Here is a 14,068-nt window from a genome sequence, read left to right as displayed (position 1 = left end):
GAGCCCCACCAAAAGGTAGCCGCGGGCTTTTGCACACCCTCCCCCGAATGTGACGTACATCGCTATAGTGAATGGATGAGCGAAGCACCCTTCCGCACGGCGGCCCCCACAATGGCCACCGTCAAGCTCTTGCGAGCACCCAATCCCGGTCCCATGACGCTCACGGGAACCAACACGTACGCATTCAGTGGGAATCAAGGCGCTAGCTGGACCATTGTTGATCCGGGCCCGGCCATTCCTGAGCATCTAGACCAGATCACGGACTTGGGACGCATAGATCAAGTACTGATTACACATCGCCACGCGGATCACACCGAGTCCATCGACAACCTCCACACCCGCACCGGCGTACCCGTGAGGGCTTTCCTGAAGGAATATTGCCGCGAGGCCGCTACCTTGCAAGATGGCGAGGTCATCGCGACCAGCGATACCGAGATCAAGGTCATCCACACGCCCGGTCACACCTCGGATTCGGTGTGTTTCATCCTGGATTTCGCGGATCGCACGCGCGCCAAGGTCTTCACCGGCGACACTATTTTGGGCGAAGGCACCACCATCCTCGATTTTCCGGATGGCTCCCTCTCCAGCTACCTCGGCTCACTGGATCGCCTCGCAGCCCTGCCGCATGCCACGCTCCTTCCTGGCCACGGCCCGGCGGGCGCGCAACTCGGTAGTGTGGTGCGGTTTTATCAGGATCATCGCGCGGATCGACTCGCGCAGATCACGGGCGCGCTCGAACGACTGGGCGTGGATGCCACAGACCCGCAAGCCCTCGATGTAGTTACCAATTCGGTCTACCGAAGCACCCCGGAGCACCTGAAGCGTGCCGCGCGGTCCTCGGTGGAGGCGCAATTGCACTACCTCACGGAGCAATCTAGATAACATCGGTGTATGGCCGAAAACCCCCGCTCCGCTCGCTTCGAAACGCCCGCCTACACCGCCCTCATCACGGGCGCCACAGCTGGATTGGGCGCGGAGTTTGCGCAGCAGCTCGCCGCGAGCGGGCATTCCCTGGTGCTGGTCGCCCGTAATGCGGAGCGCCTCGAGGTGGCGGCGAACGAGCTGCGGACGCGGTACGCGGTTGACGTGGAGACGTTGCCTGCGGATCTTTTAACGGACGACGGCGCGGCTCGGGTTGTCGAGCGCCTTGAAGATCCGTCTCGGCCGGTTTCGATGCTGATTAATAATGCTGGTTACGGTTTGAGCGGCAATTTTGCGGACAATTCGTGGGCGGACGAGCTGGCTCACTTGCGGATCCACACCGAAATCCCTTTGCGATTGGCGCACGCTGCGATCAACGCGATGGCCGAAGCTGGTGGAGGACGCATCATCAATGTGGCGTCCGTGGCCGCGTTCACTCCTCGCGGTACATACTCGGCTGCGAAAGCCCTCATGGTGAATTTCTCGCGCTGGGCCAATGTTTTTTACAAAGATCGCGGCGTGCATGTCTTGGCGTTGTGCCCCGGTTTTGTGAAGACCGAGTTCCACGAGCGCATGAAAATGGACACCACGAACATCCCCGAGTGGTCCTGGCTCAACACGGAACAAGTGGTGCGCGAAGGTCTTACTGCCTCGAACGCGGGGGCCGCCGTGAGCATTCCGTCCTCGAAATACCGCGCGGCTGCAGCTCTCGCACGCATTGCTCCTGATTCTTTAGTGGAGAAGTTCGCCCGTCGCGGGCGGTAGAGCAGGAACCCGGTAGAGCAGGAACGCTGTTCACAGCACCCGCATACTCCACGATCAAATAGCGCACAAAAACATTGCTTAAATTACGCGCGTCGCGTCACAATGATTTGCCGTGAGGTAAGGCTTACCTATACCGTGAATCTTGTTGCTCAAATAGCTCACAAATTCATTTCCTAATTAGTGGAAGCGTGACGGGGCAACCGACCCTACCGTTACGATCGGAGCCTTCCATGACTTCCACTCGCACTCGCTCAGGCCTTGCCGCGAAGCGTTTCTCCTTCTCCGCAGTCACCGCAACCGTTGCACTTCTTGCGCTGACTGCTTGCGGCGCCTCCGCTCCAGCTTCCTCCTCCAACGCTTCCGGCGACAGCTCGGTCTCATCCAGCACGTCCGCCACCTCGGGCACCATCACCGTTGAGCACGCCCAGGGCAGCACCGAAGTTCCCGTGAACCCTGAGAACGTCTACGTCTTTGACCTCGGAGTTCTGGACACCATGGAAGCCCTCGACGTGAAGGCCGCCGGCGTTCCTGAAGCCGTTTTCCCGGCGTCGCTCAAGGAATACGAGAGCGTTGACAAGATCGGCAACATGAAGGAACCAGACTTCGAGGCCATCTCCGAAGGCGCCCCGGACCTGATCATCATCAGCGGCCGCACCGCCGGTTCCTACGAGGAGCTCAGCAAGATCGCTCCCACCATTGACCTCACGGTGGACCAGAATGACGCTCTGAACTCGTTCGAGAAGAACGCCGAAATCGTCGGCGACATCTTCAACAAGGGTGACGAAGTTAAGTCCAAGCTGGCTGACATCGACGCGAAGATCGAAGAAGTTTCCGCCAAGGCCCCAGAGGCCGGCAAGTCGTTGATCGTTATGAGCTCCGCCGGCGAACTCACCGCCTACGGTGCAGCTAGTCGCTTCGGCATTGTTCACGACATCCTGAAGTTCCCTGTCGCCGCTGACGTCAAGGTTGATGGCGCTCACGGTGAGGCTATTTCCTTCGAATACATCAAGGAAAAGAACCCGGAGATCCTCTTCGTCATTGACCGTGACGCCGCTGTTGGCACCGCTACCGGCGCCGCAAACGCAGTCCTGGACAACGAGCTCGTGAAGTCCACGGACGCCGCGAAGAATGACAAGATCATTCAGCTCGACGCCACCAACTGGTACATCGTGGGCTACGGCTTGAACAACACCCTGAGCATGATCGACGAAGTCGCCAAGGCCCTCTAAGTCCATGGCATCTCCAGCCGTCACTTCCACAGACACCCTTCACCGGAGCTCGTTCAGCGCGAAGGCTCGCTCCACGAGCAGCAACGCTGTCAGCACGTATGCAGCTGAAAGCCGTCGAACCCGCCGCGCCCTCCTGCTCGGCGTGGCCGTGGTGACGCTGCTCGCGGTTGTGAGCATGTTTGTGGGAGTGACGGATGTGAGCCTCCCGGCTCTTCTTTCCGGCGATCCCGCCGCGTGGGAGATCTTCTGGATCTCCCGTCTCCCCCGCACCGCCGCCGTCATTCTTGCTGGAATGGCTGTGGCGGTTGCCGGTTTGATCATGCAGCTGATGGCCCGCAACAAGTTTGTGGAGCCGTCCATGGTGGGCACGGTCGAGTCCGCCACCATGGGCATCCTCGTCGCGACCATCGCATTCCCATCGGCCGCACTTTTCGCGAAGATGGGAATCGCGTCCCTTTTCGCCGTCGCCGGCACGTGGCTTTTCTTGACGATCATCAACCGCCTCCCCAGCCGCAACACGTTGCTAGTTCCGCTGGTGGGCATCATGCTGGGCGGCGTGATCGGATCCATCACCACGTTCTTCGCTTACCGTTATGACCTGCTCCAGACGCTGAACACCTGGATGATCGGTGATTTTTCCGGCGTCATTCGCGGCCGCTACGAACTCCTGTGGATCGTCGCGGCGGTCACGGCCATCGGCTACATCGCCGCCGACCGCTTCACTGTGGCCGGCATGGGCGCGGATTTCACCACCAATCTCGGCATGAACTACAAGGCGATCATGCGCTTGGGCATGACCATCGTGGCGCTGATCTCCGCAATCGTGGTCACCACGGTGGGTGCGCTTCCGTTCTTGGGCTTGGTGGTTCCGCAGCTCGTTTCACTCTTCTTCGGTGATAACCTGCGCCGCTCGGCCCCGCTGACTGCCGTGACTGGCGCGGGCCTGGTCCTGGTCTGCGACATCCTCAGTCGCACCATTCGTTTCCCCTACGAGGTCCCCGTCGGCATGATCATGTCCGTTCTCGGCGCGGCCCTTTTCCTGATCCTCTTGTTGCGTTCCCAGCGCAAGGAAGCGTCCCGCCCGCGTGCCTAAAACCGCCCCCGCTCACCCACAGTCCGCTGCCGCGATTTCTTCCAGTACGACGACGCAGCGCATCCCCCGCTTTAAGCTCACTCCCGCGGCACTGACGGTAGTTTTATCGCTCGTGGCGATTGGCGCCGTCGTACTGTTTATGACCTTTGATCTCAAGGGAAATCTCGGGTACATCGTTCCGCGCCGCGCCATCAAGGTGTCCGCGATGGTGCTTGCGGCCGTGGCCGTTGGGGTGTCGACGCTGCTGTTTCAGACCGTTACGAACAACAAGATTTTGACGCCGTCCATCATGGGCTTTGACGCGCTGTATGTCCTGTTGCAGACGGTGCTGGTGTTTACGCTCGGCGGCACGGCGTGGGTGACGGTGCCGGAGTCGTTCAAGTTTGTGATCGAAATGGTGCTCATGGTGGTCTTCGCGGGCCTGCTCTACCGGTGGCTTTTCACTGGCGGAAACCGATCCTTGCACTTGATGCTCTTGATTGGCATTGTTTTTGCCACGCTGTTCCGCGGCGTCTCCGCGCTCTTGCAACGGCTCATGGAACCTAGCGAGTACATCATCTTGCAAGACCTGTTCTTCGCGAGCTTCAACCAAGTGGACCCCGGCGTGCTGGGGCTCGCCGGGGTCGTGGTGGCGGTGGCTTCATTCTTCGCGTGGCGCATGAAAAGCACGCTGGACGTAGTCTCTTTGGGCCGTGATACCTGCATTAGCCTCGGCGTGAACCACCGCTCCGTGGTGACTCGCGTGCTGGTGATTTGCACCGTGCTGGTGGCCGCGTCCACCGCGCTCGTGGGACCAGTGACGTTCTTCGGGCTCCTGGTGGTGTCCCTCGGCTACATCATTTGCCGCTCCTACAAGCACGTGTGGCTCTTGCCGATTGTGTGCTTGCTGGGCATCATCGCGCTCGTGGGCGGCCAGTTCCTCCTCGAGAACATCTTTGGTTTCTCGACCGCGCTGAGCATCGTGATTGAGTTCGTCGGCGGCATCTTGTTCATCGCGCTGCTCTTGAAGGGTTCGCTCAAGTGAAAGGTTTCCTCCAGTGATCGTGATCGATGCCGTCTCGAAGTCATTCGGCGCCCACCAAGTGGTCAAGGATGTCACCACCACGCTTCCCGAAGGCGGCGTGACCGCGTTGATCGGGCCAAACGGCGCGGGAAAATCCACGCTCTTGGCGCTTATGTCCCGGCTTGAAAACATGGACTCCGGATCCATCTCCGTGGGTGGGTTGGACATCGCCACTACGCCCTCCTCGGAGACCGCGAAAACCCTCGCCATCCTGCGCCAAGAGAACCACTTGACCATGCGTTTGAGCGTTCGCGACCTCGTGGCTTTTGGCCGTTTCCCGCACTCTGGCGGACGCCCCACCGTGGTTGATCTTGAGGCGGTCGAGGCAGCCATGGAGCAACTGGATATCTTGTCCTTCGCGGACAAGTACGTGGATGAGCTCTCCGGCGGTCAGCGCCAGCGCGCATTCATTGCCATGGTGCTAGCGCAGGACACGCAGTACCTGTTGCTCGATGAGCCACTGAACAATCTGGACATGAAGCACTCGGTAGAGATGATGCGGCTCATCCGCTCCCTCGCCAACGACCACGGAAAGACCGTGGTGGTAGTGCTACATGACATCAACTTCGCTTCCGCCTACGCAGACACCATCGTGGCCATGAAGGACGGTGCTCTAGTGCACCAGGGCACGCCGTTGGAGATCATGCAGCCGGACGTGCTCAAAGACATCTATGACATCGATATCCGCGTCGAAGAAATCGACGGCTACCGATTGGGCCTCTACTTCCGGTAGCGACCCGGACCGGGCAGCCCCCTACTTTCCTCGGCTTTGCCCTGCTTAGCTGGGCTTCTCCCTACTTAGCAGGCGCGGACGGCGGGTACGCGGCCGGTCGTGGCAGCGCCTCCGGGAAATTCTGCTGAAGCTCCTTGGTCACGCGCTCACGAATAAAGTTCTTGAGCTCCCACAAGTCCCCCGAGTTTCGAGCAGACACCACAATGGTCAGCTTGAGCATGCCGCCAATGGCATCCGTGACCTGCACGGAGTTGGTGCGGCCGTCCCACAAGTCAGTGGATTCTAAGAGCTGCGTCACGCGGCGTCGGATCTCGTCCACGGGCGCCGTCCAGTTCAGGTCCAACACAATGTTGCCGTTGAGCTCCGCGGTGCCGCGGGACCAGTTCTCGAAGGGCGTGGTGGTGAAGTAGGTGGAAGGCAAAATGATCCGACGACCATCGGCTGTCCGCACCACCACATAGGTGAGCGTGATGTCCTCGATGACACCCTGCTGCGCTTCAACTACCACCGTGTCATCGACCCGGACTGCCTCGGTGAACGCGATTTGAAGACCGGCAAACACATTGCTCAGCGTCCCCTGCACCGCCAGACCAGCGATCACCGACACCAAACCGGCGGAGGCCAAAAGACCAGCACCCACCGCACGCACCTGCGGAATCAACAACAGAATCGCGGCCACGGCAATCAACAACACCACCGCCGTAATGACGCGGCGAATGAGCGTGACCTGAGTCTTCATCCGCGAGAAGCGGCTCACCTCATTCAGATGATCCTTCTCGTACTTGGCTAACAGGGTTGCCTCCACCAAGGACAGCACCACCACCAAGAGCCACGCGAGGGACACCACAAGGGCTGCCCAGAGTAAGAAGCTCACAGTGAAAGGTAGCTCGGAAGGCGAGACAAGCGTCGTCGTACTAATTGCGGCACCGGCCAACGTCACCGTCAAGAAAAACGGAAGCCGCGCCTTACCAATCGCGTTCCGCATCCCCTCGTCATCGCGGTACACCCGGTTGAAGACCTGACGCAGCACAAGCGTCAGAACCGTGGCGAGCACCAGAGCAATCAGTGTGGCGAGCCACGGCCGGAAGTCCGCGGGCACGTCTTGCAACGTTGGCGTATCGATCTGCGTGAATGGCATAGCACCAAGGTTTCCACATCTGACTGGGCGCACGCTCCCAAATACTCAAAAAATCCAGTAAAACGCATGTCACGCACTGACTTACAGTGAACTCCAACTCATCCCTTATGCCACGATGAAGCCATGACAGCACGAAGCTTTCAACAGGTCGACGTTTTCAGCCCGGAGGCTCTCCGCGGAAATCCGTTGGCCGTGCTCTTGGACTCACAGGGCCTCAGCACCGAGGCCATGCAGTTGTACGCGCAATGGACCAACCTGTCAGAGACCTCTTTTCTGGAGCCGGCAACCAATCCGGCTGCAGACGTGAAGGTCCGAATTTTCACGGTCAGCACCGAACTCTCCTTCGCTGGCCACCCCATCCTCGGAGCCGTCCACGCGTGGCTCAAGGCCGGCAACGTTCCCAAAGCCACCGGCAAGGTCAAGGTGGAATGCCAGCGCGGACTCATCGATGTACGCATCAACTCGCAAGAAAGCGACGTCACCAACCTCGCCTTCCGCGCGCCGGAGCTCTTGCGCACGGGACCGCTCGAGGATGACGTTCTGGAATGGGCCATCGGCGCGCTCGGCATTCAGCCGGAGGCCGTGGTGGCGCACCAATGGATCGCGAACGGGCCGCAGTGGGCTGGCCTCATGTTGCGCAGCGCCGAGGATGTTCTAGCGATCGAACCGGATTACAAGGACCTTGAAGGACTCGAGGTCGGCGTGATCGGCCCGCATCTTCCCGCCACGGAAGCGGACGCTCTGACCAAGCGCAAGGCTCACGCGAAGCCGCGCAAGAAGGGCGCCCGCGCTGAGCTTGAACCGCTCGAAGCCGCCCCCGACGAACTCGTCTTTGACTCTGAAATCGCCACCGCACCTGCGGACTTCGAGGTTCGCGCTTTCGTGTCCGGCGAAGGTCAGCCCGAGGACCCCGCGACGGGTTCGCTCAACGCGGGCTTTGGCGTGTGGCTCACGTACGCCGGCCTCGCCTCAAGCAAGTTCGTGGTGCGTCAAGGCACGCGCATTGGCCGAGCAGGCATGATCGGGATTTCCGCCGAGGACGACGGCGTGTGGGTTGCGGGCGACTGCCGAACCCTCATTCAAGGATCCGTCACCGTCTAAAGCTGCACTGCCCGCGGTACGCTATCGAGGTGTCTTCGACGAACCCACCCCACCAGCACGCCGGTCAACCAGTGACTCCTGAACAGGAAGCTCAACAACTCAAGATCGCGTGGGGTGCGCTCTTCGCGATGGTGATTGGGTTCTTCATCATCCTCGTGGACTCCACGATTGTTTCCACCGCCATGCCCGCGATCATGCGCGGCCTGAACGCGTCCATCACGGATGTGGTGTGGGTAAACAGCGCGTACTTGCTGGCCATCGCCGTGCCACTGCTGATAACTGGCAGGCTGGGTGACCGTTTTGGTCCCAAGAACATCTTCTTGATCGGTGTGGTGGTCTTCACCCTCACGAGTCTGTGGTGTGGGCTCGCCCCGAACATCGAGACGCTCATTGTGGCTCGTGTTTTCCAGGGCCTTGGCGCTTCCTTGATGATGCCGCAATCCATGACCGTTATTACGCGTCTTTTCCCGCCGCATCGTCGCGGCGCAGCCATGGGCCTCTGGGGCGCCGTGGCCGGTATCGCCACCCTCGTTGGTCCGTTGGCCGGCGGATTCCTGGTGGACACCATGGGCTGGGAATGGGTCTTCTTCGTCAACGTGCCTGTGGGACTGATCTGCATCTGGCGCGTCATGGCGAAGGTGCCGCGCTTTGAAGTGCACAGCCACAGCTTCGATTGGCTGGGCGTAGCGCTCTCCGGCATCGCGATGTTCCTCATTGTCTTTGGCATCCAAGAAGGCAACACCTACAACTGGGGCGCCATCAACGAATGGGTCTCCGTCCCCGGGTTGATCATCTGCGGAGTGGTCATCTTTATTGCGTTCATCCTGTGGCAGCGCTTCAATAAAGCGGAGCCGTTGCTTCCGTTGAAGCTCTTCACGGACTGGAACTTCTCCTTCGCCAACGGCGCCATTGCGCTCATGGGCGTGGCCATCACGGCCTTCGCGTTCCCCATCATGCTGTACTTACAGTCCGTGCGCGGCCTGACCCCCACGCAGTCGGCGTTCATGATCGCCCCTATGGCGGTCATGTCCCTCATCATGGCCCCGCTGGTGGGCAAGGTGTCCAACAAGGTGGACGCGCGCGTCTTCGCCGTGCCTGGCTTCTTGCTGTTCGGCGGTGCGATTTGCGCGTACGGGCTCATCTTGCGCGCCGATACGCCGCTGTGGATTCTGCTGATCCTCTCGGCTCTCATGGGCATTGGCTCGGCGGCCGTGTTCCCGACGGTTTCCATGACCGCTACTCGCGACCTTGGCCAGTCCAACGCGGGCGCGGGTTCCGGTATCTACAACACCACGCGCCAACTGGGCGCAGTCTTGGGTTCGGCGCTGATCGCTTCGGCGATGGAGGCGCGCATCGCTCAAGAAGTCGCGAACACTACCGCGGGCGCCTCGGCTGCCGTGAGCGGCGGTTTCTCCGAGGGAAGCATGGGTCAGGCCGTTCCCGAGTTCTTGCACGGAGCCTTCAGCGCCGGACTGGGCCAATCTTTGTTGGTTCCGGGTATTGCCGGATTGCTGGGCGCCGTAGTGTGCTTGTTCTTTAAGAAGCGCATCGATTCCCCTCCTGCCCACACCGCCGCACAGAACACGCCTGAATAAGATGACCGAGTCCACGTCCTCACCCGTCCTTCCCGCCCTCGAGCTGCTGGCGCATCAGGGTTTCCATGCCACGAGCGTGGACGAGCTCGCGGCGGCGCTCGGCATGAGCCGATCCACGTTTTTCCGTCGCTACGGCACCAAGGAAGCGGTGGTTTTCTCGGATCAGGAAGCTATCGTCAAGCACGCAACCGAACGTCTCTCCCAGATTGACCCCAACGCAACGCTTGCCGACCGCCTTCCGATAGTGCGCGACGTCGTACTCTCCGTCTTTGACCGCTTCACCGCGGATCGCGAAACCGCGGCCCTCCGCTTCCACCTGGTGCGCGAAGTCCCGGAGCTCAAGGACCGCGAGCTGGTGAGCACGCACCGTTTTGAGCGCGTGTTCCGGACCTTCTTGGATACGTCAAAGAAGGAGCACGACGCCGCAGCTCGGGTCACGTCCGTAGCTTTCGCCGCCGCTGTGGTTGCGGTTCATAACGATCACTTCCGCCGTTGGTTGCGTGACTTTTCCGCGGTGCATCAAGCGGAACTGCGGGTTGCGGTGGATGGTGTCTTGCGTCGGTTCCTTCCTGAGGCCGCGGGAAGTGAGGCTTCTGAACCTGCTGAACTTTCTGATCAGCGATTGTTTACCGCTGAGGATGTGCTTGAGAAGGTTCGCGCGGCGCTTGCTTTCGACGCTCGGGATTGATGGTCCTGCGGGGATCGACGTGGAACTGAGTACCTTGACATGAAACGCAGTGTCAGCGATAGTTAAGCCAATTGTGGGGCGTGCTGTTGCACCTCCAAAGCTGACCTTTCAGGAGCTTCCATGTCACTGGACCACACCCTCGACGCACCACTTGACGACTCCAGCGAGGACACTTTCCCGCACGGCGTGACGGAGCCCGAATACGACCTCTGGGGAACCTTCGCCGATCCTCGCGATCCCTCCGCCACCATGGACGTCAACACGGATCCGGCCGGCATCTTTGCCAATGTTTCCGCGGAAGACCGCGAATACTGGGCGCGTGCTCGCGAGTTCGGCTGGAACCATGTTCGCCCCGTGATCGACGAAGCCTGGTCCAACGCGGACTACCCGGTGGACCTCGCCGTGAAGCTCGGCGAAGCAGACCTCCTGCGTGACGGCCTGGATCTTGCCGGGCACCCAAAGCAGTCTCGCTCCGCGGCAGCTCTTGTGAATATGGAACTGAGTCGCTTCGACGGTTCCGTAGGAACCATCTTGGGCGTTCAGGGCGGACTCGCTTTGCGCTCCGTGGTCATGTGTGGCTCCGAAGAGCAGCACCGAGACATCGTTCCGGCCATGGCTAACGGCACGCTCTTAGGCGCCTTCGCCTTGACCGAACCCACCCACGGCTCCGACTCTGTGGGCCTCGAAACGCGCGCAGTGCGCACCGAGGGCGGCTACCTCATCAGCGGTGAAAAGAAGTGGATCGGCAACGGCTCCATGGCACAGTCCGGACACGACGCCGTCTCCGTGGTCTGGGCACGCGACGAAGAAGGCAAGGTTCGCGGGTTCATCGTGGACCAGAAGTCCGAGGGCTACAAGGCCACCACCATCACCGGCAAGCTGAGCCTTCGCGCCATCTGGCAGGCTCACATCCGCATGGACAACGTGTTCGTTCCCGACTCGATGGTGTTGCCAAACGCTCGCAGCTTCAAAGACACTGCCGCCGTCCTCTTCGCCACCCGTCTGGGTGTTGCGTGGAGCGCAGTAGGTCACGCCACCGCGCTCTATGAGACCGCGGTTCGCTACGCGAAGCAGCGCACCCAGTTCGGCAAGCCGCTGGCAGCGCACCAGATTGTTCAAGAGCGCCTGACGCGCATGCAGTCGGAGCTCGTTGCAGCTCAGCTCATTGCATGGCAGATGACTCAGCTTGAAGAAACCGGGCAGCTCACTGGCGCTCAGGCGTCCTTGGCCAAGTTCACCTGCACGCGCAACGCTCGCTCTATCGCGCAGAACGCGCGTGACCTCATGGGCGGAAACGGCATCCTCATTGCCAACCGCGCCGCGCGTCACTTCGCGGACATCGAGGCCATCCACACGTACGAAGGCACCGAGACCGTTCAGGCCCTCATCATCGGCCGCGACATCACGGGCTTCTCCGCGTTCGCGTAACCTCCACCACGCGCAACCTCCGCCACGCGATAGCTCGAGCGGCTTTTCCAACAGTCCGTCCGCTCGAGCGTCGCGAGTGCCTGCTCTTATCAGGCGTCGTATCACTCGCAGCGATTGTTGCGTCTGCCAGCATGCTGGGCGCTCGGCTTCTCCCGCCATGTACTGATTGTTGCGCTCAAGGTCGCCGCTCAGTCCAGACGGCCGGCGAGACACCACTTCACGCGTACCGATTGTTGCGCCCAACGTCGCAACCCGAGACTCACCACGGAGCACTCGTAGCTGGTGTTGCGTTATCGTCGGCGCAGAGACAGCATGTACGCAACCCCAGCTACATGTGAAATAAGAACGCCCGTTAACCGGCCTCAAAACGTACCCATTGTTGCGCCGATTCTCGTCCTTGGACTTGGGAAATCGGTCACTCGTAGCTGGAGTTGAGGGATCGTAGTCTCTGAACCTACGATCCCTCAACTCCAGCTACGTTTAGATTGAGAACGCTCATCGGAAGGCGGACGTGCTACTTCCCGAGACGCTCCAAGAACGGGAGCACCGCGTCCAGGATCTCCTGGTTCGGGAAGAGCGTCTGCCCGTGAGTGCGACCTTCGAGTGCCACGAACTCGGCGTTCGGCATGATGGTGGCGGCTTCGCGAGCTTCGGAGAAACGCGGTTCATCGCGAGTGCCCGCCATCAAGAGTGCTGGCATGGTCAAGTGCGCCAATGCGTCATTGGACACCCCCACGTCGTGGGACTCGGTGTATTCGAAGAGTGCTGCGAGTGCTAGCGGGTCGTTCGCCACGAAGGCGGCCCGAGTTGCCGGGTCTACGCCGGTTCCGTCCGCGAACGCTTCAATGTCTTCGTTCTTGAGGGCTTCCAAGTAGCCCGGGAAGAACACGCGCTCGTATTGGCCTTCTTGCTTTCGCGGGCTTCCGCCCAAGCTGATCAAAGAATCCACGCGCAGGGGCGCTGCTTCGGCCAACGCAAAAGCCAGTCGACCGCCCAGCGAGTACCCCATGATCGAGGCGGACTCCACGGATTCCGCGTCCATGACGGTGAGGACATCCTCGACGAATCGTTCCATCACATAGGCGGACTGGTCGTGCGGTTTCCCGGAGCGCCCGTGACCGCGAAGGTCAATGCGGATGGTGCGGTAGTCGGACAGGCCTTTCACATAGCCCAAGCCCCTCCAGATCACGCGTGAAAGAGCGGATCCGTGTAGCAGGATGACGGCGGGACCGGACCCTGCGACGTCGTACCGGATTGTGGTTCCATCAGTGGGATTGGCTACGTCAGACACATCAGCCATGGTACCGCTGCACTCTCACCACACTCATAACTAGTATCCAGCCAATTACAAGGTTCGGTTCTTAAGCTAGAAGTACCTCAAAAGGTGCGAGTGATGATGAAAGCGCCGGCTGGTTGGAAGATCCCCCTGAATCTCCTCCGGCCGGCGCTCCATTTAACGCAAAAGGCTGCCGTGGGCGAGTCATGAACCGTGCGGAGTCGACCAATCATCGCAAAATGATGGACAATAGTTTCACGCGCCGGTTCCAGATCCCTATCGCCTCCATTTTCTGGACCGGCGCACATCCTTTTTTCGGCTATTCGCCGAGGCTTGAGAACCACTCCTGCAGAGGCGTCTCGCCATCGCGGAAATTCAGCGTGTGACCGATGGTCCGCGGCTCGTTCAGCGCTTCAACAATCGCGTGCGCTACGTTGCCGCGCGAGGTCTGCGATCCTGACTCCGCCACGAAATCCGGTTCCACTCGGCCCGTAGGCTCTTCGAGCGTGAGCGCGCCGGGACCCAGGACGGTCCAGTCGAGTTCAGAAGCGCGCAAGTGATCGTCCGCGGCGATCTTCGCGACCATATACGGGTAGAACGGATCGTCCTGGTTGACGAGGTATTCCGTGCTCGCTCGCGAGAAACTCACCGTGACGTAGCGCGAAACTTGGGCGTCGCGCGCGGCATTCATAGAACGTATCGCTGCGTCGCGGTCTACCGCGTACGTGCGGTCGGGATTGCCGCCGCCGGCACCCGCGGACCACACCACAGCGTCCTGGCCGCGGAGTACTTCCGCAAGCTCCGTCGTCGTAGCTTCTTCAATATTTAGTACGACGACGCTCGCACCGGTCGCGCTTACTTCTTCCGCGTGATCGGGGTTGCGAATAATTGATTGCACTTCGTGGCCTGATTCGACCAAGAGTGGGGCCGCCAACAGGGCGATCTTTCCGTGTCCACCGATAATTGTCACCTTCATGCTCTCCAGCCTAGTTCTGGGAACTGTACGAGAGCTAGGAGTGAGCGCGCCGGGAGCTTTTT

At 60.6% G+C, this 14,068-nt stretch carries 13 protein-coding genes; 10 read left to right on the top strand and 3 right to left on the bottom strand.

Going from position 1 to position 14,068, the window contains the following annotated elements:
* The first annotated feature begins 75 nt into the window (after window positions 1–75).
* The 6 genes from HD598_RS09430 (at window position 76) to HD598_RS09405 (ending at window position 5,804) form a co-directional block, all read left to right on the top strand.
* Window positions 76–882, top strand: coding sequence for an MBL fold metallo-hydrolase (locus HD598_RS09430; protein WP_183665448.1), 807 nt, complete (start codon window positions 76–78; stop codon window positions 880–882).
* A gap of 9 nt (window positions 883–891) precedes the next feature.
* Window positions 892–1,686: an SDR family NAD(P)-dependent oxidoreductase gene (locus HD598_RS09425; protein WP_071894766.1), complete on the top strand. Its 795-nt coding sequence runs from the start codon at window positions 892–894 to the stop codon at window positions 1,684–1,686.
* A gap of 230 nt (window positions 1,687–1,916) precedes the next feature.
* Window positions 1,917–2,915 carry a siderophore ABC transporter substrate-binding protein gene (locus HD598_RS09420; protein WP_183665446.1) on the top strand — a complete coding sequence of 333 codons (999 nt, stop codon included), beginning with the start codon at window positions 1,917–1,919 and terminating at the stop codon, window positions 2,913–2,915.
* Between the two features lie 4 nt (window positions 2,916–2,919).
* Entirely contained in the window at window positions 2,920–4,008 is a 1,089-nt protein-coding gene (locus tag HD598_RS09415) for an ABC transporter permease (RefSeq protein ID WP_183665444.1), read from the top strand.
* Window positions 4,001–5,032, top strand: coding sequence for an iron chelate uptake ABC transporter family permease subunit (locus HD598_RS09410; protein ID WP_232318008.1), 1,032 nt, complete (start codon window positions 4,001–4,003; stop codon window positions 5,030–5,032). Before HD598_RS09415 ends, HD598_RS09410 begins: the two co-directional genes overlap by 8 nt.
* Before the next feature lie 13 nt (window positions 5,033–5,045).
* Entirely contained in the window at window positions 5,046–5,804 is a 759-nt protein-coding gene (locus HD598_RS09405; protein ID WP_071894764.1) for an iron ABC transporter ATP-binding protein, read from the top strand.
* A gap of 61 nt (window positions 5,805–5,865) precedes the next feature.
* Here the strand turns inward: HD598_RS09405 and HD598_RS09400 are convergent, their stop codons facing one another.
* Complete coding sequence (locus tag HD598_RS09400) at window positions 5,866–6,942, bottom strand: mechanosensitive ion channel family protein (RefSeq protein WP_183665442.1); 1,077 nt, start codon at window positions 6,940–6,942, stop codon at window positions 5,866–5,868.
* A gap of 123 nt (window positions 6,943–7,065) precedes the next feature.
* Between HD598_RS09400 and HD598_RS09395 the strand changes: the two genes are divergently transcribed.
* From HD598_RS09395 to HD598_RS09380, 4 genes are all read left to right on the top strand, one after another.
* Window positions 7,066–8,043: a PhzF family phenazine biosynthesis protein gene (locus tag HD598_RS09395; protein WP_071894763.1), complete on the top strand. Its 978-nt coding sequence runs from the start codon at window positions 7,066–7,068 to the stop codon at window positions 8,041–8,043.
* Between the two features lie 29 nt (window positions 8,044–8,072).
* A complete protein-coding gene (locus tag HD598_RS09390) occupies window positions 8,073–9,638 on the top strand; it encodes a DHA2 family efflux MFS transporter permease subunit (protein ID WP_311539011.1) in 1,566 nt (521 codons plus the stop codon).
* 1 nt (window position 9,639) lies between these two features.
* The gene (locus tag HD598_RS09385; protein ID WP_071894761.1) at window positions 9,640–10,326 is read left to right on the top strand and encodes a TetR/AcrR family transcriptional regulator; all 687 of its coding nucleotides are present in this window, start codon (window positions 9,640–9,642) and stop codon (window positions 10,324–10,326) included.
* Window positions 10,327–10,446: 120 nt separating this feature from the next.
* Entirely contained in the window at window positions 10,447–11,754 is a 1,308-nt protein-coding gene (locus tag HD598_RS09380; RefSeq protein WP_183665440.1) for an acyl-CoA dehydrogenase family protein, read from the top strand.
* A gap of 514 nt (window positions 11,755–12,268) precedes the next feature.
* Here HD598_RS09380 and HD598_RS09375 read toward each other — a convergent pair.
* Both HD598_RS09375 and HD598_RS09370 read right to left on the bottom strand, forming a co-directional pair.
* Window positions 12,269–13,045, bottom strand: a complete 777-nt coding sequence (locus HD598_RS09375; protein WP_183665438.1) for an alpha/beta fold hydrolase — start codon at window positions 13,043–13,045, stop codon at window positions 12,269–12,271.
* A gap of 304 nt (window positions 13,046–13,349) precedes the next feature.
* The gene (locus HD598_RS09370; protein WP_183665436.1) at window positions 13,350–14,006 is read right to left on the bottom strand and encodes an NAD(P)-dependent oxidoreductase; all 657 of its coding nucleotides are present in this window, start codon (window positions 14,004–14,006) and stop codon (window positions 13,350–13,352) included.
* Window positions 14,007–14,068: the final 62 nt, after the last annotated feature.

This window comes from Neomicrococcus aestuarii (genome assembly GCF_014201135.1).
In the GTDB taxonomy this organism is placed as follows: Bacteria; Actinomycetota; Actinomycetes; order Actinomycetales; family Micrococcaceae; genus Neomicrococcus; species Neomicrococcus aestuarii.
Note: the sequence above shows the minus strand (reverse complement) of the source record. Positions and strands in the feature narration are given on the sequence as shown.